The organism is Parasutterella muris (assembly GCF_009767915.1).
GTDB classification, from domain to species: Bacteria; Pseudomonadota; Gammaproteobacteria; order Burkholderiales; family Burkholderiaceae_F; genus Parasutterella; species Parasutterella muris.
In genome coordinates this window covers 1-26,272 of sequence record NZ_WSRP01000036.1, presented here as the reverse complement: position 1 = coordinate 26,272, position 26,272 = coordinate 1, and the positions used below count along the sequence as shown (strand labels likewise).

General features: G+C 47.8%; 27 protein-coding genes and 1 tRNA gene. 21 read left to right on the top strand and 7 right to left on the bottom strand.

Going from position 1 to position 26,272, the window contains the following annotated elements:
- Positions 1-188 precede the first annotated feature (188 nt).
- From E5987_RS10300 to E5987_RS10285, 4 genes are read right to left on the bottom strand one after another with little or no spacing between them, the layout of a single operon-like run.
- Positions 189-785 (bottom strand): ABC-type transport auxiliary lipoprotein family protein, encoded by a 597-nt coding sequence (locus E5987_RS10300; protein WP_160335998.1) that lies wholly within the window; start codon positions 783-785, stop codon positions 189-191.
- Between the two features lie 15 nt (positions 786-800).
- Positions 801-1,793, bottom strand: a complete 993-nt coding sequence (locus E5987_RS10295) for an MlaD family protein (RefSeq protein WP_160335997.1) — start codon at positions 1,791-1,793, stop codon at positions 801-803.
- Positions 1,794-2,555, bottom strand: coding sequence for an ABC transporter ATP-binding protein (locus tag E5987_RS10290; protein WP_160335996.1), 762 nt, complete (start codon positions 2,553-2,555; stop codon positions 1,794-1,796).
- A gap of 2 nt (positions 2,556-2,557) precedes the next feature.
- The gene (locus E5987_RS10285) at positions 2,558-3,619 is read right to left on the bottom strand and encodes an ABC transporter permease (RefSeq protein WP_160335995.1); all 1,062 of its coding nucleotides are present in this window, start codon (positions 3,617-3,619) and stop codon (positions 2,558-2,560) included.
- 217 nt (positions 3,620-3,836) lie between these two features.
- Between E5987_RS10285 and E5987_RS10280 the strand changes: the two genes are divergently transcribed.
- The 15 genes from E5987_RS10280 (at position 3,837) to E5987_RS10210 (ending at position 17,626) form a co-directional block, all read left to right on the top strand.
- Positions 3,837-4,634 (top strand): ParA family protein, encoded by a 798-nt coding sequence (locus E5987_RS10280; RefSeq protein WP_160335994.1) that lies wholly within the window; start codon positions 3,837-3,839, stop codon positions 4,632-4,634.
- 1 nt (position 4,635) lies between these two features.
- Positions 4,636-5,517: a ParB/RepB/Spo0J family partition protein gene (locus tag E5987_RS10275; protein ID WP_160335993.1), complete on the top strand. Its 882-nt coding sequence runs from the start codon at positions 4,636-4,638 to the stop codon at positions 5,515-5,517.
- Positions 5,518-5,655: 138 nt separating this feature from the next.
- Positions 5,656-6,000 carry an ATP synthase subunit I gene (locus E5987_RS10270; protein WP_160335992.1) on the top strand — a complete coding sequence of 115 codons (345 nt, stop codon included), beginning with the start codon at positions 5,656-5,658 and terminating at the stop codon, positions 5,998-6,000.
- Between the two features lie 16 nt (positions 6,001-6,016).
- Positions 6,017-6,838, top strand: coding sequence for a F0F1 ATP synthase subunit A (gene atpB, locus E5987_RS10265; RefSeq protein ID WP_160335991.1), 822 nt, complete (start codon positions 6,017-6,019; stop codon positions 6,836-6,838).
- A 51-nt stretch (positions 6,839-6,889) separates the two neighbouring features.
- Positions 6,890-7,132, top strand: a complete 243-nt coding sequence (atpE, locus tag E5987_RS10260; RefSeq protein WP_008810358.1) for a F0F1 ATP synthase subunit C — start codon at positions 6,890-6,892, stop codon at positions 7,130-7,132.
- 72 nt (positions 7,133-7,204) lie between these two features.
- Positions 7,205-7,675 carry a F0F1 ATP synthase subunit B gene (locus tag E5987_RS10255; protein WP_160335990.1) on the top strand — a complete coding sequence of 157 codons (471 nt, stop codon included), beginning with the start codon at positions 7,205-7,207 and terminating at the stop codon, positions 7,673-7,675.
- 2 nt (positions 7,676-7,677) lie between these two features.
- Positions 7,678-8,226: a F0F1 ATP synthase subunit delta gene (locus E5987_RS10250; RefSeq protein WP_160335989.1), complete on the top strand. Its 549-nt coding sequence runs from the start codon at positions 7,678-7,680 to the stop codon at positions 8,224-8,226.
- A 17-nt stretch (positions 8,227-8,243) separates the two neighbouring features.
- Positions 8,244-9,785: a F0F1 ATP synthase subunit alpha gene (atpA, locus tag E5987_RS10245; protein ID WP_160335988.1), complete on the top strand. Its 1,542-nt coding sequence runs from the start codon at positions 8,244-8,246 to the stop codon at positions 9,783-9,785.
- Between the two features lie 23 nt (positions 9,786-9,808).
- Complete coding sequence (gene atpG / locus E5987_RS10240; protein WP_160335987.1) at positions 9,809-10,681, top strand: F0F1 ATP synthase subunit gamma; 873 nt, start codon at positions 9,809-9,811, stop codon at positions 10,679-10,681.
- Positions 10,682-10,710: 29 nt separating this feature from the next.
- On the top strand, positions 10,711-12,114 hold the full coding sequence (gene atpD, locus E5987_RS10235) for a F0F1 ATP synthase subunit beta (RefSeq protein ID WP_160335986.1): 1,404 nt from the start codon (positions 10,711-10,713) through the stop codon (positions 12,112-12,114).
- Between the two features lie 45 nt (positions 12,115-12,159).
- The gene (locus E5987_RS10230) at positions 12,160-12,573 is read left to right on the top strand and encodes a F0F1 ATP synthase subunit epsilon (RefSeq protein WP_160335985.1); all 414 of its coding nucleotides are present in this window, start codon (positions 12,160-12,162) and stop codon (positions 12,571-12,573) included.
- Between the two features lie 105 nt (positions 12,574-12,678).
- A complete protein-coding gene (locus E5987_RS10225; RefSeq protein ID WP_251451437.1) occupies positions 12,679-13,047 on the top strand; it encodes a universal stress protein in 369 nt (122 codons plus the stop codon).
- Positions 13,048-13,166: 119 nt separating this feature from the next.
- On the top strand, positions 13,167-14,234 hold the full coding sequence (gene hemE / locus E5987_RS10220; RefSeq protein WP_160335984.1) for a uroporphyrinogen decarboxylase: 1,068 nt from the start codon (positions 13,167-13,169) through the stop codon (positions 14,232-14,234).
- 127 nt (positions 14,235-14,361) lie between these two features.
- A complete protein-coding gene (priA, locus tag E5987_RS10215) occupies positions 14,362-16,371 on the top strand; it encodes a replication restart helicase PriA (protein ID WP_160335983.1) in 2,010 nt (669 codons plus the stop codon).
- Position 16,372: 1 nt separating this feature from the next.
- Positions 16,373-17,626: a peptidase U32 family protein gene (locus tag E5987_RS10210; protein WP_160335982.1), complete on the top strand. Its 1,254-nt coding sequence runs from the start codon at positions 16,373-16,375 to the stop codon at positions 17,624-17,626.
- Positions 17,627-17,642: 16 nt separating this feature from the next.
- Here E5987_RS10210 and E5987_RS10205 read toward each other — a convergent pair whose 3' ends face one another.
- On the bottom strand, positions 17,643-18,272 hold the full coding sequence (locus E5987_RS10205) for a LysE family transporter (protein ID WP_160335981.1): 630 nt from the start codon (positions 18,270-18,272) through the stop codon (positions 17,643-17,645).
- Between the two features lie 131 nt (positions 18,273-18,403).
- Positions 18,404-18,480 (bottom strand) — tRNA-Arg (locus E5987_RS10200).
- Positions 18,481-18,609: 129 nt separating this feature from the next.
- Between E5987_RS10200 and E5987_RS10195 the strand changes: the two genes are divergently transcribed.
- The 6 genes from E5987_RS10195 to glmS all read left to right on the top strand — a co-directional run bounded on the left by E5987_RS10195 (position 18,610) and on the right by glmS (position 25,530).
- Positions 18,610-19,017, top strand: coding sequence for a gamma-butyrobetaine hydroxylase family protein (locus E5987_RS10195; RefSeq protein WP_160335980.1), 408 nt, complete (start codon positions 18,610-18,612; stop codon positions 19,015-19,017).
- Between the two features lie 2 nt (positions 19,018-19,019).
- The gene (gene ubiE / locus E5987_RS10190; RefSeq protein WP_160335979.1) at positions 19,020-19,769 is read left to right on the top strand and encodes a bifunctional demethylmenaquinone methyltransferase/2-methoxy-6-polyprenyl-1,4-benzoquinol methylase UbiE; all 750 of its coding nucleotides are present in this window, start codon (positions 19,020-19,022) and stop codon (positions 19,767-19,769) included.
- Between the two features lie 14 nt (positions 19,770-19,783).
- Positions 19,784-20,713 (top strand): Tim44 domain-containing protein, encoded by a 930-nt coding sequence (locus E5987_RS10185; protein ID WP_160335978.1) that lies wholly within the window; start codon positions 19,784-19,786, stop codon positions 20,711-20,713.
- A gap of 140 nt (positions 20,714-20,853) precedes the next feature.
- Positions 20,854-22,320, top strand: coding sequence for a high affinity choline transporter 1 (locus tag E5987_RS10180; protein WP_160335977.1), 1,467 nt, complete (start codon positions 20,854-20,856; stop codon positions 22,318-22,320).
- Positions 22,321-22,332: 12 nt separating this feature from the next.
- Entirely contained in the window at positions 22,333-23,691 is a 1,359-nt protein-coding gene (gene glmU / locus E5987_RS10175; protein ID WP_160335976.1) for a bifunctional UDP-N-acetylglucosamine diphosphorylase/glucosamine-1-phosphate N-acetyltransferase GlmU, read from the top strand.
- Positions 23,692-23,703: 12 nt separating this feature from the next.
- Complete coding sequence (gene glmS / locus E5987_RS10170; protein ID WP_160335975.1) at positions 23,704-25,530, top strand: glutamine--fructose-6-phosphate transaminase (isomerizing); 1,827 nt, start codon at positions 23,704-23,706, stop codon at positions 25,528-25,530.
- Between the two features lie 31 nt (positions 25,531-25,561).
- On the opposite strand, the gene E5987_RS10165 is transcribed toward glmS, so the two are convergent.
- The coding region (locus tag E5987_RS10165; protein ID WP_237178802.1) for a MarC family NAAT transporter at positions 25,562-26,272 on the bottom strand (711 nt) is incomplete at its 5' end.

The following is a 26,272-nucleotide window of genomic DNA, read 5'->3' as shown; positions in this document are numbered from 1 at the left end:
AAATTTATCTTCTAAAAAAATGGGAACAATTAAGCAACCACGGGGGTTGGGGAAGAATTTACGAGGCTAAAGACAGGACTTCTTTCGCAGCTGCCGAATTATGCTTTTATCTGCCGCCGATGATAGGTCCGTTTTCTCAAGAGACGGCATTATAGTGATATGACGCTCTTATAACGGATTTCTATTTTTCAGAGAGACTCATTCAAACTGACAGTCAGTTCATTCAGGACAGTGTTAAGGGCATTTTCCAGTCCTTTGACTGCCAGAGGAATTTCTGCTTTTTCAATGTCTGAGGCTGCGCTGAATTGTCTTTGATAAACGAGCTTGTCAAAGGCTGTTGTGGTAACCGAGGCTTGCAGAGCAACCTTAGCCTGGTAAGGCTTGGAAACCGCAGAAATATAAAATTCTGAAATGAAGATCGTCAGCTGATAATCAAACTGTGCAATGGAGTTCGGTAACAGCACAATTCTCCAAGGACCACCGGCGGACAGTTTTTCTCGAATTGCGGCAGCAATGATTTGAGAGGGTGTGGAAACGAGCTGACTGATTTCCGTATTGAACATTCTGTTGTCCTTTCCAAGGACGTAAATCTTTGATGAGTCATATGGCTCGGCAACCATGGGAGGATTGACACGAACGGATGAAAGTCTCCGTTTACTGATGCTGTTCCTGTAAGTAGGCGCTCCTAATGAAATGCTATAAAGCTTGAGAGGAGGTCTTTCCGGAAGTATGGAACAACCTGCAAGGGTCAGAAAAGAGGATTGAAGAAGAAGTCTTCTAAGCATTTTGTACCTTCAATTTCATTTATTACTTAACGGATTGCCGGCCTGCTTGGGTGAAAGCAGCAAACCCGCAGGGTTGTTTGGGATAGATGAAGACAGATTCTTTAAGTTCTCAACAATTGCATTCAAATTTCTGAGCGTGAGAGCAAGATCGTAACTGTTGGTCTTAATCATGTTGTTGAGATTCTGAGAAAGACTGCTCAAATTCTTAACAAGCTTTTCTGCCTCCGTTCGTTTGGCAAGATTATCTAAACTTGCAGCGGATTTTCTGATTTGCTCAATGAGCTCGTTGAGATGTGAAACATTAATCTCATCTATTTTGTGGTCGGCGTTTACGAAGAGCTGTGTAAGCGAATCACCAAGAGAATTAAATAGATTAGGCTCTAAGCCTTTGGCGATTCTCTCCAAGTTTCCAATCAAAGATTGAAGAACGGGTAAAGTTCCTTCCAGATTTCCTTTCAAATCAAGAGTATCAAGACTTGCAAGGAAATTTTTAACATTCTCTACAATTTCGTTGCTTAAACTCGGGGCTGACGGAATATACAAATACTTTGGAGTCCAACTGAATTTGATTCGATCAGCCGGATATTTGTCACTATCCAAAAATTCCATGGAAAGGTAGAGAGAACCTGTAATACCGGCCAGCTGCGTCTGAACTCTCAATCCGTGAGAAATGTATTCTTTGAGCTGCTTTTTTACTTCTTCATCCGCAAGGTTGATTTTCATTCGGACAACAGCGACGGAGTTCTTTTCTGAGAGAATCTCCTGATGATTCGAAGGGTAGGCTTCCGATGATAGAAGAATTTCTTCCACCTCCCCTACCGGTATTCCTCTAAATTTAACTGGAGATCCAACTTCAAGCCCGCTAATAGAAAACATGAAATACGTTTCGAGGTGACTCTGAGGACGAAAAAGATTCGGACCTACTATGACACCGATCGAAAGGACGGCCAGAACAATGGCTGTCAAAACAAACAGACCCAGCCGAAAATAATTTGCTCTATTGTTCATTTAATTCTCCGAATCAGGCTCTGCATTAAAAAATTGCCTTACCCACGGATTGGGCGAGTTCTCCTGAAGCTCTTTTGGATTTCCATCAGCAATGATGGATTTTGTCTTCGGATCCAGCATCAGACACCTGTCCGCAATTCTGAAAATGCTTTGCAGTTCATGACTGACAATAACAAAGGTACAGCCGAGTTCGTCCCTTAGCTTTTTGATAGTCTCGTCAAGATTGGCCGAAGTGATCGGATCTAAACCCGCACTTGGCTCATCAAGAAGAAGAATAGTTGCACCTAAAGAAAGTGCTCTGGCGATACCTGCCCTTTTGATCATGCCTCCGGAAAGCTCACCAGGCATGAGATTAGCGGCTGCAGGCATCTCAAGCGCATTCAGAAGCATTAGAGACGTTAGATTCTTAGCTTTCATTGGCAGGTCGGTGAACTGATCCAAAGGAAAGCGTACGTTTTCGAGAACGCTGAGGGAACCAAAAAGAGCGCCGCTTTGATACATAATGCCCAGACTGCGCTGGATATTCGGGATTTCGTTTCCCGAGTGAATAATACTTTTCCCTCTGATGAGTATGTCACCGGACAAAGGCGGATTAAGACCAATAATTGTTTTCATTAATGTCGACTTTCCGCATCCGGAACCTCCCATAATAAAAACAATCTGACGATCGTATATGTCAAAAGAGACATTATCCAAGAGAACTTTTCCCGGCCATCCCATTGTCAGGTTTTTAACCTGAATAACAGATTCTCTTTCCTTCATGGTTAAAATCCTAATCGGTTGGTGAGCAGAGCTGCGGCTCCGTCAATCAGAACGATCCAGACAATGCTTTTGACGACGGACTTAGTCGTCGAATCACCCACAGCAGCTGCGCCCGCACCCGTATTCATGCCGCATTCACAGCCGATTAAGGCGATAACAAATCCAAAAATAACCGCCTTTATAAGGCCGAAAAAAACATCCGTCGCAGAAATTGAGTGGATGAGCTGGATGTAAAACTGCGTGAATGTAATATCGTAAAGCCTCATGACCAGGCCGCCGCCTAATACACCAAGTATCGTGGCAAATACAGAAAGAAGCGGGAGGACAAGTGAAGAGGCGATTAATCTAGGAACCACAAGAAAATAGACCGGGTCAAGACCGAACGTGGTAATTGCATTAAGTTCTTCACTTACCTTTTGCGTTCCAATCTGCGCGGCAAACGCTGAACCGGTACGACCCGCAAATAAAATAGCGGTCATTAGAGGACCAAGTTCGCGTGTCATGGCAATTCCAATACCATTGACGACAAAGATGACAGCACCAAAAATTTTCGCAACGAGCGCTGTTTCAAATGCAATGATGACGCCCATTAAAAAACCGATGAGGCAAATAATGGTGACTGCTTTACTTCCGCTCTCATCCGAAATATCGTAAATCTCTCTGAATCTGATCAGTGAGGGATGAATAAGGACACCAAAAAGAGCGCATATGCATGAGCCTAAAAAAATGATGCTCTTTTTTGTATCGGTAACTTTATCGGCTAGCCACTTACCTAATGTGCTGACGAACCCTAATTTCTCACGCTCTGTTAAGTCCGGTGAAAAATTCCGAAGCATCGTCGCGTATACGCTTTCAAGATCAGCGGAAAGATTAATGAGCTGGAATCTCTCCGGCTGCCGTCTTATTTCATAGAGTAAAGTTAAGCCGCTTTCATCACAGAATTTAACTGCGGCAGCGTCTACTGTTCGCTCTTGTCCGGCGTCCGCGGCATTGAGAACTTGCTCCCAAAGAGGAGAAGAATCCTCTGCGGTCAGACGATCGGGAAGTTTGATGGGATCACTCATTTCTGTATTCCAGCTATCTGATACATCGGTCAAAGTTTTGCCCTGTACGAAACATTCTAGAGGACGGAAGATTAAAATGTCCTAAGCATTACCGTCTTGAGACTACTTATAGACAATTTGAATCAGTCTTTGACGGCACTGTTCCTTTCGGTGAAAAATAAAATTAAATCTCTGTAAAATTGTGCGGTTACTTAGTGGGTTTAGAAAGAAATCTTAAATGTCAAAGATTTACTGTATTGCAAATCAAAAGGGCGGAGTCGGTAAGACCACGACCGCTGTTAACTTAGCGGCAGCACTTGCCGAGATGTCTTATCGCGTCCTTCTAATTGACCTTGACCCTCAAGGTAATGCAACTACGGGAAGCGGTATCGATAAAGTGAAGCTGCTTCCTTCGATTTATGAAGCAATTATTGGTCAGGCTGATTTAAAGAGAGTGATCACTCACTCACAAAATGGCTACGATGTTGCCGGAGCAAACAGACGACTTGCCTCTGCAGAAGAAGAGCTTCTGGGGGCCGAACAGAAGGAATTGGCGCTTAAGAAACTCCTCTCCCCTCTTGAAGACGAATACGACGTCGTTCTGATTGATTGCCCGCCGACATTGTCGATCTTAACCATTAATGCTTTCAGTGCTTCAGCGGGTCTGATTATCCCGATGACTTGCGAGTACTTTTCCCTTGAGGGTGTATCCGATTTGCTTCTGACGATTCGCGCAGTGCGTGAACAAATAAACGGAGATCTGGTTATATCCGGTCTGCTTCGTGTGAAGTTTGATCCGAGAATCACTCTTCAGCGACAGGTTAGCGATCAGTTGACTGAGTTCTTTGGAAAATCTATGTTTGGTTCGGTTGTACCTACGAATGTTCGCTTAGCGGAAGCACCGAGTCATGGGCTGTCTGGTCTGAACTATGACTCGAGCTCAAGAGGAGCCCAGGCCTATAGATCATTTGCCGAGGAATTTGGAAAACGGGAAAAACTCCACAAGTTGATTAAACGCGGAAAGAAAGGTAAATAAATTGGTAACAAGAAAACCCAAAGGATTAGGAAAAGGCTTAGATAATTTTTTTGGCGTGAAGAGCGTTGCTGATGTCCTTGATACATCCCCGGACGAAACTTTACCTTCGACCCTTCCCATCAACTCTCTGCATCCCGGAAAGTTCCAGCCGAGGACAAAGTTTGAACAGGATTCTCTGAAAGATTTATCAGATTCAATTAAAGCAAACGGCATTCTTAACCCGATTGTCGTGAGAAGGACGGATGCGGACAAATTTGAGATTCTCGCCGGTGAACGCCGCTATCAGGCTGCATTATTAGCCGGTTTGAAAAAAGTCCCAGTTCGTATTCTGGGTGTAAACGACAAGCAGGCAATGATAATCGGGCTTGTTGAGAATCTGCAACGCGAGGACCTTAATGTGATGGAAGTCGCAGCTGGGTTGGAGCGTTTGGTTCAGGAATTTAAGTACAGCCACGAAGAAATAGCGGCAGCTATCGGGCGGTCACGTCCGATGATCAGCAATATTCTTCGCTTGCTTTCATTACCCCAAGAGATTCAGGATATGGTTCGTGAGGGGCAACTCGATATGGGGCACGCCAGATGCCTTCTTTCGCTTCCGGAAAAAGAGAGAATTTCTGCAGCGAACCTGATCATTTCGAAGGATTTATCCGTTAGACAGACTGAAGAGCTTGTCCGGAGGATGAAAGAACAGTCTGAGCAAAAGGATCAGCCGAAAGCGCCTTCTGAAAAAAACAAAGAATGGGCGTCATACGAGAAAGAACTCTCAAAAATCCTAAACCTGAAAGTAAAGGTTACATCCGGCGATTCGGGAAAGGGAGTTCTGCGCATTTCATTTGACTCGAAAAAAGATATGGAAGAGCTTATGAGGCTCTTAAGTCGTTAAAAACGTAACAAAATATACCTGTATCCATATAAACCCTTCGGTAGAACGGATGATATTCTGCGGTTTGAGTTGCTCAGATTAAGCTAAGTTATTAGAATTCACGTGTTTCTACAGGACGGTCTGAAGACAATTGTTTTTATGAAAGCGTTAAGAAGAGTTGTTTTCTGCCAACTGATAGCCTGTCTGATTTGTACAGTTGCTGCGCTGGCCATTGGCGGAAGTGCGGCGGCTGTGTCGTCCTTATTAGGTGGTGCTGTGTGTGCGCTCCCGTCTTTCTTGGTTATTTTTTTGATGTACTTAACCAGGAACAGAGCCGCAAGTCCTCTAGGGATATTTGTTTTTGAATTTATCAAGGTTTCGCTGGTCATCTTAGGATTTCTCAGCGTCGCTTTGTTTTATAAAGAACTTAACTGGTTAGCGTTTATTTTGTCGGCCGGCGTAGTTCTATTAAGTCACGTTTTTGCTTTAGCTAGCAGGGAATAATTAAGGATTAACAATCATGGCAGGCACGGCTACTGAGTATATTCAGCACCACTTAACGCATCTGTCCACAGTAAAGCAGACAAGCATTGTTGACTTTTCTGTTTTTAACTTCGACACGGCAGTATTCTCTATCGCAATGATGATTCTTGCGCTTTGGGTTTTATACTCAGCGGCCAGGAAAGCGACCACCGGAGTTCCGGGGAAATGGCAGTGTGCTGTTGAAATGCTTGTTGAGATGGTTTCTGATCAGGCGAAATCTATCGTTCACGGAGACAGAACCTTCATCGCTCCGCTTGCTCTGACAGTTTTTGTTTGGGTTACTTTTATGAATGCAATCGACCTTATCCCGGTTGATTTGCTCCCCGCCATCGGCAGCTGGTTCGGAATTCACTACCTGCGTCCGCTTCCGACTGCCGACTTGAACGGTTCGCTCGGCATTTCCTGCGGCGTGCTTCTTCTCATGATCTACTACGGTATTAAGATCAAGGGTATTGCCGGTTTCAACAAAGAGCTTTTCACAGCGCCTTTCGGTAATTTCATCCTGCTCTGGCCGTTTAATTTCCTTTTAAACATCATCGAATACATTGCTAAAACAGTCTCTCTGGGTATGCGACTCTTCGGCAACATGTATGCCGGTGAACTGCTGTTCTTCCTGATCGCTCTGCTTACAGGTATGCTTTGGCAGGGAGAAATCGGAATGACTGCTTTCGGTGTGATCGGCCAGTTCTTTGCTGGTCTCTGCTGGTGGCTTTTCCATATTCTTATTGTTTTACTTCAGGCCTTCATTATGATGATGCTGACTCTGGTTTACATCGGTCAGTCTCATGAAGGACACTAATTATTTTCTTTCTTTTGATTTAAACACGTCATATTAAACAAGGAGTTCGTTATGACAAACGTCGCTTATGTTGCATTAGCTTGTGGCCTGATTATTGGCTTTGGTGCTTTCGGTGCCTGTATCGGTATCGCTATCATGGGTTCCAAGTATCTTGAAGCCTCTGCTCGCCAGCCTGAGCTCATCAACACACTGCAGACCAAGATGTTCCTTCTCGCCGGCCTTATCGATGCTGCGTTCCTTATCGGTGTTGGTATCGCCATGATGTTCGCCTTTGCTAACCCGTTTGTCGGCTAATCAGCCAAACCTTCGTTGCGGTTTTTATAGACAAACTGCATTTGCTCAGCAAATGCTTAACGGGATTAGAAAATGAACATTAATGCCACATTGTTCGTACAGATGGCCGTGTTCTTCGTCGGTGCTTGGATCACCATGAAGTTCATTTGGCCACCGCTCAATCGAGCAATCGAAGAGCGGCAGAAAAAGATTGCTGACGGTTTAGCCGCAGCTGATCGCGGCGAACATGCTTTGGAAGAAGCGAAAAAAGAAGGAGCTTCCATCGAAGCTGCCGCTCGAGCCCAGTCTCAGGTTATTGTTGCTCAGGGCGAAAAGCGTGGTCAGGCTATTATCGACGAAGCCAAAGAACAGGCTCAGGTCGAAGCCGATAAGATCATTGCCGCGGCTCGTGCACAGGCTGCTCAGGAAATCCAGGCTGCCAAAGACGTTCTTAGGGATCAGGTTGCAAATTTGGCTGTGTCCGGAGCTTCCCAGATCCTGGGTAAAGAAGTCGATGCTTCGGCTCACCAGCAATTACTTGACCAACTTAAGGCGAAATTGTAATCATGGCAGAGATCTCAACTATCGCACGTCCTTATGCCGAAGCGTTGCTTAAGGCTGTTAAGGACAGTAAAGAAGAGGGTTTGGCTGACAAGCTTTTGCCTGTTCTCGACGTGCTGGATGAGATCGTTGAGGATCCTAAGCTCAAAGAATTATCTAACGATCCTTCTTTGACCGTGAACCAAACTTACGATCTTATTCGAGGAATGCTCGGTGATAAGGTTCCTGCCGAAGCCGAAAACCTCCTCAAATTAGTAATCGAAAACGGAAGACTCGAAGCTCTTCCTCAGATCACTGCACAATTTCGTCATTTGCTCAATCAGGAAAATCATGAGGCCGACGTTCTTATCGAAAGCGCATACCCCATGAATGATGAGCAGTTAGCTGACCTTGTCAAGGCTCTGGAAAAGAAATTCCCGAACCTGAAACTTCTGCCCAAGGTTGTCGTTGACAACTCTTTGATCGGCGGAGTCCGCGTTACAGTCGGTGACAAGGTGCTTGATGGCACAGTTAAGGCAAGACTTGAGCAAATGAAGTCTCGCCTCACAAGTTAATTACGGAGCTGATAGCTATGCAACTCAATCCGAGTGAAATTAGCGAGCTGCTGAAGCAGCGAATCGAAGGTATGGGTCTGAATACCAACCTTCGTACCGAAGGTACAGTCGTATCTGTTACCGACGGTATTTGTCGTGTCCACGGACTTTCCGATGTGATGCAGGGTGAAATGCTTGAGTTCCCCAACAACACCTACGGTCTCGCTCTTAACCTTGAAAGAGACTCTGTCGGTGCTGTTATTCTGGGTAGCTATGAACATATCTCCGAAGGCGACATTGTTAAAACTACCGGCCGAATCCTTCAGGTCCCCGTCGGACGCGCCCTGATCGGTCGTGTCGTTAACGCTCTTGGTCAGCCGATTGACGGCAAAGGCCCGATCGTTACCGACGAATATGACGTTGTTGAAAAGGTTGCTCCTGGCGTTATCGAACGTCAGTCTGTTAGCCAGCCTGTCCAGACCGGTCTTAAGTCTGTTGACTCTATGGTTCCTATCGGACGCGGTCAGCGTGAATTGATCATTGGCGACCGTCAGACTGGAAAGACTGCTGTTGCTATCGATACCATCATCAATCAGAAAGGCAAAGACCTTATCTGTATTTATGTTGCGATCGGCCAAAAGGCTTCTACGATTGCCAACGTTGTTCGTAAGCTCGAAGAATACGGCGCAATGGATTACACCATCGTCGTTGCGGCTTCCGCTTCCGAATCTGCAGCCATGCAGTACATTGCTCCTTACTCCGGAGCAACAATGGGTGAATACTTCCGCGACCGCGGTGAGGACTCTCTCATTGTTTATGATGACTTGACCAAGCAGGCTTGGGCCTATCGTCAGATTTCCCTGCTGCTTCGCCGTCCGCCGGGACGTGAAGCCTACCCTGGCGACGTTTTCTATCTGCACAGCCGTCTGCTCGAAAGAGCTGCGCGTGTCAACCCGGAATACGTCGAACGCTTTACCAAGGGTGCTGTCAAGGGTAAGACTGGTTCTATGACTGCTCTTCCGATTATTGAAACACAGGCAGGCGACGTTACAGCGTTCGTTCCGACCAACGTGATTTCTATTACCGACGGTCAGATCTTCTTGGAAACCGACCTCTTTAACGCCGGTATCCGTCCTCCGATCAACCCCGGTATCTCGGTTTCTCGAGTCGGTGGTGCTGCTCAGACCAAAGTTATTAAGAAACTTGGCGGCGGTGTACGTCTGGCCCTGGCTCAGTACCGTGAACTTGCTGCGTTTGCTCAGTTTGCTTCCGACCTTGACGAAGCGACACGCAAACAGCTGGAACGCGGCCGTATCGTTACCGAACTCATGAAACAGCCTCAGTACCAGCCTCTTCAGGTTTGGGAAGAAGCTCTCGTACTTTTCGCCATCAACATGGGTGCCTATGATGATGTCGAAGTTAAGGATGCTCTGAAAGTCGAAAACGCGATGCAGGATTACATGAAGATTAATCATGCTGATCTGATCGGACGTATTGAAGAGACAAAGCAGCTCTCTAAGGAAGATGAACAACTTCTGACAGAAGCTGTCAAAGAGTTCAAGAAATCCGGTGCTTTCTAATTGAGCAACGTTAGAGGATCCTAATGCCAAGTACCAAAGAAATTCGAGCCAAGATCAGATCGGTTCAAAACACCCGTAAGATCACAAAGGCGATGGAGATGGTGGCCGCTTCCAAGATGAAGAAGGCCCAGGATCGTATGCGTGCGGCCCGTCCGTACGGCGATACCATCCGTAACTTAATCGGTCACCTGGCAGAAGCTTCAACAGAAGCCGTTCATCCGTTCCTCCACAAGTCTGCGGAGGAAAAGAACATCGGCTTGATTGTTGTTTCAACCGATAAGGGTTTGGCCGGCGCTTTGAATACCAATATTCAGAGACTTTTGGCTCATACCCTTAGAGATTGGGCGCATGAAGGTAAGAAAGTTGAAGCGACTGCTATTGGAAACAAAGGATTAGGTTTCCTCCAGCGCATCGGTGTGCCAATTGTCTCGCAGGTCGTTCAGCTCGGTGATCGTCCAAATTTGGAACGCTTGCTCGGAGCGATTAAAGTTCAGATCGAAGCCTATCAGGAAGGCCGTGTAGACCACGTCTACATCGCCTACTCCCGTTTCATCAATGCGATGAAGCAGGAACCTGTGATTGAACAGCTTCTTCCTTTGCCGAAATCGGCCGTTGAGACGGACAAACATCAAAACTCTTGGGACTACATCTATGAACCTAGCCCTGAAGAAGTTTTAAAGGTTCTGCTCAAGCGTTACGTTGAAGCGCTTATTTATCAGGCAGTAGCGGAAAACATGGCAAGCGAACAGAGTGCTCGTATGGTCGCCATGAAGGCCGCATCTGATAACGCTAAGAAGCTTATCGACGATCTGCAACTGGTCTACAACAAGACACGTCAGGCCGGCATTACTAAGGAAATCACCGAAATCGTCGGTGGCGCCGCGGCTGTGTCTTAATTGAAAAGAAATCGAAACGAGGAATACCTATGAGTATCGGAAAGATCGTACAGGTTATCGGCGCGGTGGTCGACATCGAGTTCCCCCGCGAAGAAATGCCGAAAGTTTACGACGCACTTGTCCTTGAAAAGGACGAAAACAATAAGCTTGCTGAAGAAGGTTTGACCTTTGAAGTTCAGCAGCAGCTGGGTGACGGCATCGTTAGAACCATTGCTATGGGTTCTTCCGAAGGTCTCCAGCGCGGTATGGCTGTTAAAGCTCTCGGTCACGGAATTACAGTTCCGGTCGGCCCGAAGACTCTCGGCCGTATCATGGACGTTCTCGGACGTCCGATCGATGAAGCAGGTCCGATCGGCGAAGAAAAGCGTATGCCGATCCACAGAGCTGCTCCTAAGTTTGACGAACTGAGCCCGTCCGTCGACCTTCTTGAAACAGGCATTAAGGTTATTGACCTTGTCTGCCCGTTCGCCAAAGGCGGTAAGATTGGTCTGTTCGGCGGTGCCGGTGTTGGTAAGACCGTCAACATGATGGAACTTATTAACAACATCGCTAAGGCTTACGGCGGCTACTCTGTTTTCGCCGGTGTCGGTGAACGTACCCGTGAAGGTAATGACTTCTACCATGAAATGGGCGAATCTAAGGTTCTCGACAAAGTGGCCATGGTCTTCGGTCAGATGAACGAACCTCCCGGAAACCGTCTCCGCGTGGCTCTTACCGGTCTGACAATGGCTGAAGCCTTCCGTGATGAAGGCAGAGATATTCTTCTCTTCATCGACAATATTTATCGTTATACACTGGCCGGTACTGAAGTATCCGCCCTGCTCGGTCGTATGCCGTCAGCCGTAGGCTATCAGCCGACACTGGCTGAAGAAATGGGTAAGCTTCAGGAACGTATTGCTTCTACAAAGGTTGGTTCTATTACCTCCATTCAGGCTGTTTACGTTCCTGCTGACGACTTGACTGACCCCTCTCCGGCTACAACATTCGGTCACTTGGACGCTACAGTTGTTCTGTCTCGTGATATCGCAGCTCTGGGTATTTATCCGGCTGTCGACCCGCTTGACTCTACTTCTCGTCAGATCGACCCGAACATCATCGGTGAAGAACATTACAGCGTAACTCGCCGTGTTCAGGCCACTCTGCAGCGCTATAAAGAACTCCGCGATATTATTGCGATTCTTGGTATGGACGAACTTTCTCCTGAAGATAAGCTCGCCGTTACAAGAGCTCGTAAGATCCAGAGATTCCTTTCTCAGCCCTTCCATGTTGCTGAAGTGTTTACCGGTTCCCCCGGTAAGTATGTTCCGCTGAAGGAAACCATCCGCGGCTTCAAGATGATTGTTGACGGCGAATGCGATCAGCTTCCGGAACAGGCCTTCTACATGGTCGGCACAATTGATGAAGCTTTTGAAAAGGCTAAGACCATCAAGTAATCTGAGGTGAGAGCTCGTCTCTCACCAGCCAACCTGGAGAATTAAATGGAAAAAACCTTAAAAGTCGACGTTGTAAACGCTGAAGAAAGTCTTTTTAGCGGCGACGCCGAGTTTGTAGCTCTGCCCGGTATCGAAGGCGAGCTCGGTATTCTGCCAGGCCATACCCCTCTCATTACGCTGATTCGTCCGGGTCTTGTTCGTATTCATACGAACGGGAACCAGGAAGAGGAAATCTTCGTAGCGGGCGGGGTCTTAGAAATTCAGCCCTACCATGTAATCGTGCTGGCTGATGTGGCTATCAGAAGTAAAGACCTTGATGAAGCCAAGGCGAAAGAAGCTATGGAAAGAGCGAAGGCTGCTGCTAAGACAAGCGCAAGCGAAATCGAGCTTGCTAAGGTTGAAGCGGAAATCAGTATGCTCGCCGAACAGCTTCGTATCCTGCAGAAGCTCAAGAGATAAATCTAAGTCTTTTTTAAACTCCGGTATTTACTAGGTATCTACCGGAGTTTTTTTTATCCAGTAATTGACTAAAATATACCGATTGACCTTTACCAGGAGATACCCGTGATTCTTGTTTCAACTGACGGTTCCGAAATTTCGGAAAAAGCCATTACTACCGCTGCAAAACTTGCAAAAAACCTCAACACCTGCGTTCTTGGTATGACAGTTGTCAAAGCGAAGGGCTCTGAAGTTGCTGACCGCACTCTCGAGGATGTCAAAGATGCATGCCAGAGAGTCGGCGTTCCTTGTGAGGTTGCTGAAGTCGTCGGCAACTCTGTTCCGGATGCCATTCTTAAAACGGCACAGGAACGTGATGTTCGCTTCATCGTTATGGCAAGCCGCGGTTTGGGCACGCTCGGTTCTTTGTTTATCGGAAGCTCTACCCAGCAGGTTTTAGCTAAAGCTGATCGTCCTGTACTGGTAGTTCGTTAATAAATTGAACTGCACGAAAAAATATTTCGATGCAGTTCTGCCCCATTGTCTTAATCACTGATTCATTTTCTGTTTCTACAATGTAGGAAGTTCAGCAAATTAATCAGGACAGGGATTCTATGCCTTTAAAGAATGATATTTTTCTCCGTTCTCTTTTAAAAGAGAAGGTTCCTTACACTCCCATTTGGCTGATGCGTCAGGCGGGCCGTTATCTGCCGGAATACCGCGCAACAAGAGCTAAAGCCGGAAGTTTTATGGATTTGGCAATGAATCCGCATTATGCATGTGAAGTGACGCTCCAGCCGGTGGATCGTTATCCTTTGGATGCGGCGATTCTCTTCTCCGATATTCTGACGATTCCTGACGCAATGGGGCTTGGCCTTTCGTTTTTGCCAGGTGAAGGACCGAAGTTTGCGAAACCCGTTCAGGATGAGGCTGCGGTAAAAGAACTCTTTGTTCCTGATCCCGCCGATAAACTGAAGTACGTTACCGACGCGGTAGTAGAAATCAAGAGAGCGCTGAACGACCGTATTCCTCTGATTGGCTTTTCGGGAAGCCCGTTTACGCTTGCCTGCTATATGATTGAAGGCGGAAGTTCATTGAACTTTAGAAAGGTTAAGGAAATGCTGTATAGGCGCCCTGACCTCTTAAAACAGATTCTGGACGTCAACACCGCAGCCGTGACCTCTTATCTGAATGCACAGATTGAGGCCGGTGCAAACGCCGTGATGATTTTTGATACATGGGGCGGCGCTCTTGCTCACAGTGATTATCTTGAGTATTCGCTGAAGTGCATTTCTCAGGTCGTCTCCGGCTTAATTAAGGAACGAGACGGAAAGAGAATCCCTTCAATCGTCTTTACGAAAGGATCTGCTCCTTGGCTTACGGATATTGCCGCTTGCGGCGCCGATGCAATGGGTGTTGACTGGACGGTTAGTTTGGGAGATGTACGCCGTCAGATCGGTGACAGCGTCTGTCTGCAGGGAAATATGGACCCGTCTATTCTTTTTGCAGGACCGGATGAAGTCAGAACTCAGGCGAGAAAAGTCATTGAAGATTTCGGTATGGTTGGTCAGGGTGGCCATGTTTTCAATTTGGGGCACGGCATTGATAAAGATACGGATCCTGATACAGTTGCTGCGCTGGTGGATGAAGTGCATGAATACAGCCGCAGATTCCATGATTAAGTGAAAAATGGAATCAAATTGTATTTGAGCTGAAAAACCGGCTGTTAATGAAGTAAAGTAATTCGATCGGTCTCTGAGTTAACTTGGAGGCCGTTCTTTTTAAATTTGTACGGAATATCTCAGCGCTATGGCCCAGTCAATTGTTAAAGTCATTGTTGATGCTCCTTTAAGGGGCCAGCTCGACTATAAGAATGTGCCGGAGCTGGGCTTGCGCGTCGGAGAGCGCTGTATTGTCCCGCTTGGAAGAAGAAATGTCATAGGCATCGTTGCCGGATTCTCCGACAGTTCCGAATGGCCGGTCAATAAACTGAGAAAGGTTGCCGGAAGACCGGACGAAATTGCGCCGCTTTCCGAAAACTGGATGAGACTGACCGCCTTTGCCGCTCGTTATTATCTCAGCAGGCACGGGATGGTGGCGGTCCCTGCACTTCCAAAATTTTTCCGCAGGATTCCCGGTCCGAACTATGCGAATTCTCTTTCCAAATTAAGAGACCGAAAATTTAAATCTAACGACGCTCCGGAAGACATCCCCCTGCTCAACAAAGAGCAGGAGGCTATTGTGGATGACTTTTCTCAAAGCAAAGGATTTTCACCGGCTCTTCTTTTCGGTGTTACCGGAAGCGGCAAGACAGAGGTTTATCTAAGGCTTATTGAGAATACATTTAAAGCCGATCCAAAGGCTCAGATCCTGCTGATGGTTCCGGAGATTAATCTGACGCCTCAATTGGTTTCCCGGATAGGCAATCGATTTAAAGATCGGGTTGTCGCTACGTGGAATTCATCCATGGCCGAAGGTCAGAAAGCTTCATCTTGGCTGGCCTGTCATGAAGAGCGGGCAAGTATTTTGGTCGGTACACGTCTGTCCGTATTTGCCAGCCTTCCGAATTTAAAGCTGATCATAGTCGACGAAGAGCATGATGCTTCCTATAAATCCCATGAAGGGGTTCGTTATAACGCGAGGGACCTAGCGCTTAAAAGAGCTCAGATTGAAGGCATTCCCGTGCTTTTGGGTTCTGCAACGCCGTCTCTGGAGTCCTATCGAAACGCTTTGGAAGGAAGATTCCGGCTTTACAAGATGAAGAAGCGGGCAGTCGAATCGGCTGAGCTTCCCCGTATTACGCTTATTGATACTTCTTTGGACCGTCCGCAGAACGGGATATGCTCAGAGACAGCGGAGAAAATTACAGATACCCTGGAAAAGGGGCGCCAATCGATTGTTTTCTTAAATCGTCGAGGCTTTGCGCCGGTCGTGGAGTGTAAAAGCTGCGGTTGGCACTCGACTTGTCCCCACTGTTCGGCCTATGCGGTCTTCCATAAAACAACGGGAAGACTTACCTGTCATTACTGCGGATGGAGTATGAAGCTGCCCACGAGCTGTCCAAAGTGCGGCTCCTATGAGCTTCAGCCCGTCGGAAGAGGAACTCAGAGGGCGGAAGAAGAGCTGGAAGTAAAATGGCCCGAGGCTAAAATCATGAGACTTGATCAGGATTCGGCCCGACGCAGAGGAAGCGCGAGTCGGATGCTTGAAGCAGTTCACAGCGGAGAAGTTGATATTCTGATCGGAACTCAGATTGTGGCGAAAGGACACGACTTCAAGAAGGTGTCTTTGGTCGTTGTGCTGAACACTGATCCGCAGCTTCTGTCCTTTGACTACCGCGCTCGAGAGAGACTGTTTTCCGTGCTCATGCAGGTTGCCGGACGTGCCGGAAGGAGCGGAGAGCAGGGCGAAGTACTGATTCAAACGAAATATCCGAAGGACAGCTTGTTTCGATATCTGAAGGACAACGATTTCGAAGGATTTGCTCAAGAGGAATTAAAAGCACGTAAAACAGCTTCCATGACGCCGTACTCTGCTCAGGCGCTCATGATTTCCGAAGGAAAGGACATTAGAGAAGTCTTGGACTTCCTATCTCAGGTAAAGAAAATCGGTCTTTCTGTCCAAACGGGAAGTGTTCGGTTCTATGATCCGGTTCCGCAGACGGTTCAGAAGGTAATGGATATTGAACGGGCTCAGCTGCTGATAGAGGCAGACAACAAAATGGAACTGCAGCGGTTTTTAGCGGTATTCACATCAGAAATAGAAAACCGGCAGTTCAAGAATGTTTGGCATATTGACGTTGACCCTTTGAGTTTTTAATATGGAACGTAAAGATTTTGAAATTATGGCCCCGGTCGGGTCACGTGAGTCATTAGCGGCGGCATTTCAGGCGGGCGCCGATTCAGTTTATTTTGGCATCGGAGCGCTCAATATGCGTTCTAAGTCCGCAAATGAATTCACGATAAACGATTTGAAGGAAATCGCAGAGCTTTGTAAAAGTCGCGGAGTCAAAAGCTATTTGACGGTGAATACCGTTATCTATGATGAAGATATTTCTCTGATGAGAGAGATCATTGATGCGGCGGCTGAATCCGGGATATCTGCGGTGATTGCGTCTGACGCCGCGGTGATGATGTATTGCCGCGAAAGAGGAATGGAAGTGCATCTTTCCACGCAGCTGAATATCTCCAACAAAGAGGCATTAAAGTTCTATGCGCAGTTTGCCGACGTTGTGGTTCTTGCAAGAGAACTTAATCTGAGACAGGTTAAGAAAATATACGAGGCCATACAGAGTGAACAAATTCGAGGTCCTAACGGAGATTTGGTCCGAATTGAAATGTTCTGCCACGGAGCTCTTTGTATGGCGATCAGCGGCAAGTGCTACCTCAGTCTCAATACCCGCGGCAGAAGCGCTAACAGAGGCGCCTGTATGCAGACCTGCCGGCGCGCTTACATCGTTAAAGATAAGGAGCGGGATGTCGAACTGGAAATCGATAATGAATACATCATGTCTCCGAAGGATCTGAAGACAATTGGTTTTATCGATTTGATGATGAAGGCCGGTGTTCGTGTTTTCAAGATTGAAGGGCGCGCTCGAGGTGCCGAGTACGTAAAAACCGTGGTTGAAGCCTACGATCAGGCGATTAGACAGGTTTTGGCAGGAAACTGGAACGAAGAGATCAGCAAGTCTTGGGACGATAAATTATCAACAGTTTATAACCGCGGATTCTGGAATGGCTATTACCTCGGACAGACAATGGGGGAGTGGAGCAATCGCTACGGCTCACAGGCTACCGAAAGAAAGATCTATGCGGGCAAAGGCTGTAAATACTTTGCTAAGGCGGGTGTCGCCGAATTTTTAATTCAGGCTGCAGAAATTAGAGCAGGAGATCGTATCCTCATTACCGGGCCGACAACGGGAGCGGTTTATTCTGAATTGAAAAATCCCTGTGTGGACGGCAAACCGGTGACGCAGGTTTGTAAGGGGCAGCATGTAACGTTCCGACTCTCAGAAAAAATTAGAGAGAACGATAAACTGTATATTATTCAAAAGGTTGATCCCTTAGAGGAATAGAAGTAAGTGCCTACTTTTATTTAACTGCAGCGGAGTACAGCAGTGCGGCGCCGAATGCTCCGAAAATAACGCCGCACACTCCGTCGATCCACCTTCCGGCTGATCGATAAATTTGTTTCGGCTTTGGCATTCCGAGCAAAAGGGCGACAAACGAGAACCACAGGAATGTTTCTAAAACGACAAGAATACCGATCACGGCAGAGTAGCCGCCGGACATGTCCGGGGTGATGAAAGGAGCGAAAACGACGCTGAAATAGACGATCGCTTTGGCGTTTGCAAGATTGGTGCAGAGACCCGTGATAAAAGCTTTTGCGGCTGAGGATTGGACTTCGCTTTCGACGTTCTCGGCTGCCTGAGAGCGGCTAAGCGCGTGTTGGAGGATATTGAATGACATCCAAAGCAGGTACATGCCGCCCAACCCCATAACAATTTTGTGGAGCCAAATGAATGTGTCGAACAGCCACTGAAGTCCGAGCAAAGCCAAAGTAACCCAAAAGGCAACGCCCAGAGAAATTCCGAGAACGCAGCAAAAAGCTTCCTTCCTGGATCGGCTTGCAGCGGTCTGCATCACAATAAAAACATCAGGGCCGGGAGATGCCAGCGCAATAAGATGGACACCGGCAATGGTAAGTAAAGCAGGAAGCATTTCTGCGCTCTTTTACGGATCGAGATTTGAATCATTATATAAATGAGCCCGGCCGAAATCCTTGTTTTTTGCTTAAAACAAAGGAAACACGGGAAGAGGCGCCCGAAAGCTGAAGAGTGATCAAGAGAAAATGGCGCACCCGGCGGGGTTCGAACCCACTACCCCTGCCTTCGGAGGGCAGTACTCTATCCAGATGAGCTACGGGTGCTAAGATGTTCAATTCTACAAAACAGTCATCGGTTAAATCAAATCAATCGCTCATATTCGGTGAAAAAAAAGCTTCCGGGGATAGAGGCCTCTATAAGCTTGATACACTTTTGCGATTGAGAGCAATAACATGAAAAATCCTACATCTATTAATTTCAGAAATAAATCACGTTTATTGGAAATCGTCTTTGGTGAAGAAACCTTTGAGCTTCCTTACGAATTCCTGAGAGTATTCTCTCCGTCGGCAGAAGTTCAGGGGCATACCCCTGAGGAGAAAAAACTTCAGGTCGGCAAACGGGATGTGACGATTACCGACGTCCAGCCTGTCGGAGAATATGCGCTGAAGATTACGTTTTCAGACGGCCATGACAGCGGCCTATACAGCTGGGACTGGCTCTATGAAATCGGAGTCCGCAAGGATCAGCTTTGGGAGGATTACCTCAGTGAGCTGACACAGGCCGGCGCATCAAGAGATCCGGACGATCCGGCAAACCTTCCTTTTATTGAAAAAAAGAAACCAAGCTGCCCAAATCATTAATCATGACTGACAAAGAGCAAAAACACCTAACAGACTTCGGATTTAAGAAAGTTCCGGAGGAAGAAAAAGCAGAACATGTGAAGGAGGTCTTTAATGAAGTCGCTCCCCGCTATGACTTGATGAATGACATTCTTTCTTTTGGGCTGCACAGGATGTGGAAACATGCTGCGATTCACAAAGCGGACATCAAGGAAAGTATGAAGGTACTTGATATCGCAGGCGGAACCGGCGATATTTCACTGCTGATCGAGAAAAAGATCGGTCCGTCAGGCGAAGTCTGGCTTACCGACATCAATTTAGAGATGCTCAAGATTGGTGAACGCAGACTGCGCGAGGCCGGGTATGTTCCGTATGTCGCGGAGTGTGACGCTGAGGCGCTCCCGTGCCCGAGCAACTACTTTGATGTCGTGATTGTGTCTTACGGCCTGAGAAATATGACGCACAAAGACAGGGCGCTTGCCGAAATGCTGCGTGTATGTAAACCGGGCGGAAAAGTTATAGTTCTTGAGTTTTCCAAACCTGCGGCATGGATGAAACCATTCTATGATTTTTATTCTTTCCATGTGATGCCCTTTTTGGCCTCAAAAATCGCCGGAAACGCTGAAAACTATCGTTACTTAGCGGAGTCCATCCGAATGCACCCCGATCAGCAAACTCTTGCTAAAATCATGAGTTCCGTGGGGTTTTCAAAGGTTGAGTGGGAAAATTTCACCTTTGGAATTACAGCCCTTCACATTGGATATAAAAATTGAAAATAGAGGAAAGTATGAAGAAATTTTTTGCCGCTCTTTTGATCGGCCTCTCTCTTGTCGCTGTCACGGTAGACGCATCCGCGGCTCGCCTTGGAGGCGGCTCCAGTTTTGGCCGTTCAATGAGCATCCCCAAGGCGGCTCCCTCCTCCCCGTTCTCTTCAAAAGCCCCTGCCGCCGCGGCGCGTAAGCCCGGAGCAGCTGCGGCTGCCGGTACTGCCGCAGCGAAGACTGCCGGTATGAGCATGGGTAAACGTCTTTTAATCGGCGCTGCCGCTGCACTCGGCTTTATGGCGCTTGCCAATATGCTTGGTTTAGGCGAAGGCTTTGCACAGTTCCTGATGATTTTGACGCTTGCTATGCTTGCGCTGCTCGCCTTTAGAATGTTCACGGCCCGAAAGACTACGGCGGCATCCAGTACGCAGCAGCGCACAAGCTCGGTTCCGTTCCCGCAGGAAAACAAGGCTCCCGAACCCATGATGAAATCATCCGAACCGCTCTCTTCTTCTTTTAGCGCTCGTCCGGGTTCCGCGATGGATGAATTCTCTGAGAATCCTTCCGAGAGTTCCGCCTCCAGCTTTGAGGTTCCTGCTGAATTCAATAAGGAAGAATTCCTGAATATGTCCTCTGCCTATTTCAAGATGCTTCAGAAGGCTTGGGACTGCGGAGATATGGACGATCTCGCCAACTACTGCACGGATGATCTGTTCATTGAACTGACGCATCAGCGTCGCGAAATTAAAGGCGCGAACCTGACTGAAATCGTCAGCCTTCACACGGATCTTGCCGGTTTTGAAACGACTCCGACCGAGTACGTTGCCTCTGTCCGCTTCACCGGAGATTTGAGAGAGAACGGTGAACCGACTAAGATCAACGAGATTTGGAATTTGGTTAAATCCAAGGAAGGCAAGTCTGGCTGGCTGCTTGCAGGCATTCAGCAGGCTTAATTTTTAGGTTCCTTCGGAAAGGGGCAAAAAGCCCCTTTTTTCTTTTCTTGCAAGTAATTTTTTTCTAAAATTAAACATTGGCTCGGAGAGTCGAAAGGCCGACCGTTCTTTTTCATTTTTGATACGAGGATAATCCGGCAATGAAACTGACCCTGTTTGTTGGTTTGTATTTGCTCTGCACCGTCGCGATTGGTCTTTTTGCGGCCACACGGGTCCGAAGCACCACTGACTACGCTTTGGCCGGTCGATCGCTTCCGCTGGTAATGGTTATTACAGCGACTTTTGCGACGTGGTTTGGCAGTGAGACGGTTCTTGGTCTTCCCGGACAGTTTATTCAAAATGGATTGTCCGGAGTTGTAGAGGAGCCTTTTGGTTCCAGTATGGCTCTGATTCTGGTGGGAATGTTTTTTGCCAGAAAGCTTTATCGCATGAGTCTTCTTACCGTCGGCGACTTCTATCGAAGAAGGTACGGCGTGTCAGTAGAACTCTGCTGTTCAATTTTCGTCGTTCTCTCATATTTAGGTTGGGTTGCAGCTCAAGTAGCAGCCTTGGGCCTTGTCATTCATTTGCTGACCGAAGGTTATGTCTCTGTCAGCAATGCCATGATTGTCGGAACGATTGTCGTTTTGATCTATACCGTTTTCGGCGGTATGTGGTCTGTTGCGCTCACGGATTTTTTCCAGATGATCATCATCGTTATCGGTTTGGTGATTGTCGCCTGCTTTGCGGGATCTATGGCGGGTGGTCCGATGAAAGTTGCGGAATATGCGAGCGAACATCAGCTGTTTCGATTCTTCCCGGAAAATACGTTTAAGGATTGGATGTTTTGGACTTCTGCGGCGATCACTATGATGATCGGCTCTATTCCTCAGCAGGACGTATTCCAGCGCGTCATGTCGGCAAAATCTGAGAAGATAGCCTGTTTCGGTCCTATTCTCGGCGGCTCTTTTTATCTGTTGTTTGCCTCGGTCCCGATGTTTATCGTTATTGCCGCAACCCTTGCGGTTCCGGATTTGGCAGCAAAGCTGATGGCAAGCGATCCGCAGGAGATCCTGCCGAGCTTTATTAAGGAATACATGCCGCTTTGGCTGCGCATTCTTTTCTTTGGTGCTGTCCTCTCGGCTGTGATGTCAACCGCTTCAGCTACCATGCTTGCTCCGACAACAACATTTGTTGAGAACGTTCTGAGAAACATCATGCCGCTCAGCGACCAGCGCGAATTGAAGGCGATGAGAATTTCACTGATCGTGTTTGCAATTGGCGTTTTGATCTATGCGCTCAGTATGGAAGGCACTCCGATTTATGAATTGGCGGCTATGGCTTATCAATTCCCGGTGATTGGCGCTTTCTGGCCGCTGACGCTAGGGCTGTATTGGAAGCGTTCCACAACGATCGGGTGCTGGTGCTCCATCTTCATCGGGACCATTGTCTGGGGTGTGCTTTCATTTACTGCGTTAGGGGAGGAATTCCCGGCGCTTCTGGGCGGATTCCTCGCCGCCGGTTTTGGACAGGTACTCGGCTCTTTGCTGCCGCTTCGGGCAAATCGCGAATGCGTTCGCTCCTGGCAGGAAAACAAAGACAAGTATTTATATGATTCTGCAAGCTAATTTGTTGAGAAAATGAACATAGTTATTTTGGCTGCCGGACTCGGCAAACGCATGTATTCTTCACTTCCCAAAGTTCTGCAGCCGGTCGGCGGCAAGCCGATGCTGGATCATGTCCTTGCGGCTGCAAAACAAGTCTCCTCGGAAGGAAAAATTATTGTTGTGGTTGGGCACGGAGCCGAATCCGTGATGTCGCATCTGGATGGTGAGCCGGTATCCTTTGCGCTTCAGGCAGAACAAAAAGGCACAGGACACGCTGTCCTGCAGGCCGAGAGATACCTTGATCCTTCTTCTCCGACTTTGGTCTTATACGGAGATGTGCCCCTGATTACTGCCGATACGCTGAAAAAGCTCGTTCAGGCAGCTGAAGGCGGGTTTGGTCTTTTGACGATCGATTTAGATGATCCGACCGGCTACGGAAGAATTATTCGTGAAAACGGAGAGATAAAACGTATCGTAGAAGAGAAAGACGCAGACAGCGAGCAGAAGAAGGTCAGGGAGGTAAATACCGGATTTATGCTGGTGCCGACGTCGGATCTTACGCGCTGGCTTAAAAACCTTCGCTGCGACAATAATCAGCAGGAATACTATCTGACAGATCTGGTTGGGATGGCTGCCAGTGAAGGCCGCACTGTACATGCCTTTAAAGCAACGGACCCTTGGGAAGTTGAAGGTGCCAACAACAAACTTCAGTTAGAAGCCTTGGAACGCGCTTATCAGGCCAGACAGGCAGTGGCACTGATGAAGCAGGGCGTGCTTCTCGCAGATAAAAACCGACTGGATATTCGCGGAAATTTGAAGTGCGGCCGCGATGTTTTCATCGATGTCGGATGCGTTTTTGAAGGTGACGTTGTAATAGAAGACAATGTGAAGATCGGCCCGTACTGTGTGATTAAGTCTTCTGTGATCGGAAGCGGAACAACCGTTGAAGCGTACAGTCATTTTGACGGAGCTACAGTCGGAAAGAACGCGAAGATCGGTCCCTTTGCGCGATTGAGACCGCTTGCAGAACTGTCGGACGATGTGCACATTGGCAACTTTGTAGAAATTAAGAAAAGCTCGATCGGTGCCGCAAGCAAAGTCAATCATCTCTCGTATATCGGCGATACGGCTATGGGTTCCGGAGTCAACATCGGAGCAGGAACGATTACATGCAACTATGACGGCGTGAATAAATTCAGGACGGTCATTGAAGACGACTGCTTTATCGGCAGTGATACTCAGCTTGTCGCGCCTGTTAAAGTGGGCAAAGGCGCTACAGTTGGGGCTGGTACGACAGTGACAAAGAACGTGTCGGAAAATGTTTTAGTTATCAGCCGCGTGCGGCAGACAGAAATTCAGGGCTGGCAGAGGCCTGTCAAGAAAAAAATTTAATGGAGTTTAGAAATGTGCGGAATTGTCGCTGGCTGCAGCTATAGAAATATTGTTCCGATTCTGACAGAAGGTCTCAGAAGGCTTGAGTATCGTGGTTATGACTCATGCGGCGTTGCCGTAGTCGATGAGAATCGGCTTAAAAGAGCGCGCACGGTTTCAAGAGTTCAGGATCTGATCGAACAGACAGAAAAGAATGGAATTAAGGGACTTTCCGGAATTGCTCACACTCGGTGGGCTACCCACGGCGCGCCCGAGATCTGCAATACACATCCGCACTTCTCGCATGATCAGATTGCGGTGGTTCATAACGGCATCATTGAGAACTATGAGCCGCTCCGAGAAGAACTCAAAGCGAAGGGCTACGTATTCGTAAGTGAAACCGATACTGAGGTTATCGTTCATTTGGTCCATAGTTATTACGAAGGGGATCTTCTTGAGGCGGTAAAGAAGACGGTTCTTCGTCTGAAGGGTGCGTACGGCATTGCGGTTTCCTGCAAAGATGAGCTGGATCGTGTCATTGGCGCCAAGATGAGCGCGCCTCTCGTGGTAGCGCTTGGAGATAAAGAAAACTTTATCGCTTCAGATCCGCTTGCTCTGGCCGGTGTCACTGATTGTTATATCTATCTCGAAGACGGTGACGTTGCCGATATTCGTCCGACTTCAGCACAGATCTGGAACCGCTTAGGAGACGAATTTGTCGAGATCCAAAGGCCTGTTTCTGTTGTTCAGGGCTTTACTTCAGGTATTGCCTTAGGCCCTTATACGCACTACATGCAGAAGGAAATCTTCGAGCAGCCGCAGGCGCTTTCCGATACCCTAGAAGGCGTCCAATTCGTTACCAGCGCCATTTTCGGACATGAGGCAAAAGAGATTTTCCAGCAGATTAAACGCGTTCTGATTATTGCCTGCGGCACAAGTTATTACGCGGGTCTGGTGGCTAAATATTGGCTTGAGGCCCTTGCCAAGGTTCCCTGTGATGTTGAAATTGCCAGCGAATATCGCTATAGAGAGTCAGTCCCCGATAAGGACACTCTGGTGCTGACGATTTCTCAGTCGGGAGAGACCGCGGATACCTTAGCGGCTCTTGAACATGCCAAATCTCTGGGCATGGACAAGACGATGACCATCTGCAACGTTGCAACAAGCGCTATGGTGAAGCAGACTCGACTGCATTACATCACACGAGCAGGTGTGGAGATCGGTGTGGCTTCAACAAAGGCGTTTACAACACAGCTTGCGTCGCTCTTTTTAATGACGCTGGCGATTGCAAAAGAAAAAGGCAGACTGAGCGCTGAGGCGGAGGAAAAACTAATGGCTGATATGCGTCATCTGCCTCAGGCCATGCATGTCGTCCTCGAGAAAGAAAACGAAATTAAAGAATGGGCTTCTTTCTTTGCGTCTAAAAATAATGCGCTTTTCTTAGGCCGCGGAGTCCACTATCCGATCGCGCTTGAAGGAGCGCTGAAGCTTAAGGAAATCAGCTATCTGCACGCTGAAGGATATCCGGCCGGAGAGCTCAAGCACGGACCGCTGGCACTGGTTGACGCAGAAATGCCGGTAGTGACGGTTGCGCCAAATGACGAACTGCTGGAAAAGCTGAAAAGCAATATGCAGGAAGTTCGTGCAAGAAAGGGAGAGCTTTTTGTATTCTGTGACCAAGGTACAAACATAGAAAGCGCGCCCGGTATTCACGTGATTAAGATGCCCGAGAACTATGGTCATCTTTCTCCGATTCTTCATGTGCTCCCTCTGCAGCTGCTGGCGTATCACACAGCGGTTGCCAAGGGGACCGATGTAGATAAGCCGAGAAATCTGGCAAAGAGCGTGACAACTGAGTAAGTAAACTAAAGGGGCCCTGAGGCCCCTTTGTTTATGATCCTGCGATAAACGTTCGCACGCCCGAGCCGATAAATTGGACGCCGATACAGATGAGCAGGAACCCCATGAGTTTAGTCAGCACCTGAGTTCCGCTCGGTCCGAGACGCTCGGAGATGTAATCGGCGCATCGAAGCACGATCCAAGTCACAAATGCGGTCAGGATAATGGCGACTCCGGTCATAAAGAAGGCGCCCGCCATATCGATTACCTGCGGAAGTTCCGCGATTTCTGAGGCGATACCGATAACCACAGCGATCGTACCGGGACCGCTGATACCGGGCATCGCAAGCGGAAAGAACGAGTAGTCGTCCTTGTCTCTGCGCACAACCGGCGCTCCTTGTTGGTCACGAGCTCCGAACAGCATTTGATATCCGATCAGACCGACGACGAAACCGCCGGAGATACGCAGCGCTCCATATGAGATTCCGAAGAAGACAAGGAGCAGGTTGCCGGCGGCAAGGCTGACAAGCATAATGGCGGCAGCGTAATAACAGGCCCAATTGGCTTGTTTTTTTCTGACATCCACCGACATTCCCTGTGTCAGGCTGATGAAAAGGGGAATCTTAGAGAGCGGATTTGTGATAACAATAAGACTGACAAATCCTCCGAACAGGTATTGGAGGTACAAAGATTCAACCATGACAACTTTGGGCTCAGAAAAATAATGCTGAATGATAAGACGACTTGGAAGGAAAAACTCAAC

Excerpts from the sequence above, each read along its gene's own strand:
- E5987_RS10270 (WP_160335992.1), top strand. The coding sequence starts at position 5,656 with ATGAAAGCGTTAAGAAGAGTTGTTTTCTGCCAACTGATAGCCTGTCTG.
- E5987_RS10195 (WP_160335980.1), top strand. The coding sequence starts at position 18,610 with ATGAAAAATCCTACATCTATTAATTTCAGAAATAAATCACGTTTATTG.
- hemE (WP_160335984.1), top strand. The coding sequence starts at position 13,167 with ATGCCTTTAAAGAATGATATTTTTCTCCGTTCTCTTTTAAAAGAGAAG.
- E5987_RS10295 (WP_160335997.1), bottom strand. The coding sequence starts at position 1,793 with ATGAACAATAGAGCAAATTATTTTCGGCTGGGTCTGTTTGTTTTGACA.
- E5987_RS10300 (WP_160335998.1), bottom strand. The coding sequence starts at position 785 with ATGCTTAGAAGACTTCTTCTTCAATCCTCTTTTCTGACCCTTGCAGGT.
- priA (WP_160335983.1), top strand. The coding sequence starts at position 14,362 with ATGGCCCAGTCAATTGTTAAAGTCATTGTTGATGCTCCTTTAAGGGGC.
- atpA (WP_160335988.1), top strand. The coding sequence starts at position 8,244 with ATGCAACTCAATCCGAGTGAAATTAGCGAGCTGCTGAAGCAGCGAATC.
- atpG (WP_160335987.1), top strand. The coding sequence starts at position 9,809 with ATGCCAAGTACCAAAGAAATTCGAGCCAAGATCAGATCGGTTCAAAAC.
- atpB (WP_160335991.1), top strand. The coding sequence starts at position 6,017 with ATGGCAGGCACGGCTACTGAGTATATTCAGCACCACTTAACGCATCTG.
- E5987_RS10180 (WP_160335977.1), top strand. The coding sequence starts at position 20,854 with ATGAAACTGACCCTGTTTGTTGGTTTGTATTTGCTCTGCACCGTCGCG.
- E5987_RS10250 (WP_160335989.1), top strand. The coding sequence starts at position 7,678 with ATGGCAGAGATCTCAACTATCGCACGTCCTTATGCCGAAGCGTTGCTT.
- E5987_RS10185 (WP_160335978.1), top strand. The coding sequence starts at position 19,784 with ATGAAGAAATTTTTTGCCGCTCTTTTGATCGGCCTCTCTCTTGTCGCT.
- E5987_RS10230 (WP_160335985.1), top strand. The coding sequence starts at position 12,160 with ATGGAAAAAACCTTAAAAGTCGACGTTGTAAACGCTGAAGAAAGTCTT.
- glmS (WP_160335975.1), top strand. The coding sequence starts at position 23,704 with ATGTGCGGAATTGTCGCTGGCTGCAGCTATAGAAATATTGTTCCGATT.
- E5987_RS10210 (WP_160335982.1), top strand. The coding sequence starts at position 16,373 with ATGGAACGTAAAGATTTTGAAATTATGGCCCCGGTCGGGTCACGTGAG.
- E5987_RS10285 (WP_160335995.1), bottom strand. The coding sequence starts at position 3,619 with ATGAGTGATCCCATCAAACTTCCCGATCGTCTGACCGCAGAGGATTCT.
- glmU (WP_160335976.1), top strand. The coding sequence starts at position 22,333 with ATGAACATAGTTATTTTGGCTGCCGGACTCGGCAAACGCATGTATTCT.
- ubiE (WP_160335979.1), top strand. The coding sequence starts at position 19,020 with ATGACTGACAAAGAGCAAAAACACCTAACAGACTTCGGATTTAAGAAA.
- E5987_RS10205 (WP_160335981.1), bottom strand. The coding sequence starts at position 18,272 with ATGCTTCCTGCTTTACTTACCATTGCCGGTGTCCATCTTATTGCGCTG.
- atpD (WP_160335986.1), top strand. The coding sequence starts at position 10,711 with ATGAGTATCGGAAAGATCGTACAGGTTATCGGCGCGGTGGTCGACATC.
- atpE (WP_008810358.1), top strand. The coding sequence starts at position 6,890 with ATGACAAACGTCGCTTATGTTGCATTAGCTTGTGGCCTGATTATTGGC.
- E5987_RS10255 (WP_160335990.1), top strand. The coding sequence starts at position 7,205 with ATGAACATTAATGCCACATTGTTCGTACAGATGGCCGTGTTCTTCGTC.
- E5987_RS10290 (WP_160335996.1), bottom strand. The coding sequence starts at position 2,555 with ATGAAGGAAAGAGAATCTGTTATTCAGGTTAAAAACCTGACAATGGGA.
- E5987_RS10280 (WP_160335994.1), top strand. The coding sequence starts at position 3,837 with ATGTCAAAGATTTACTGTATTGCAAATCAAAAGGGCGGAGTCGGTAAG.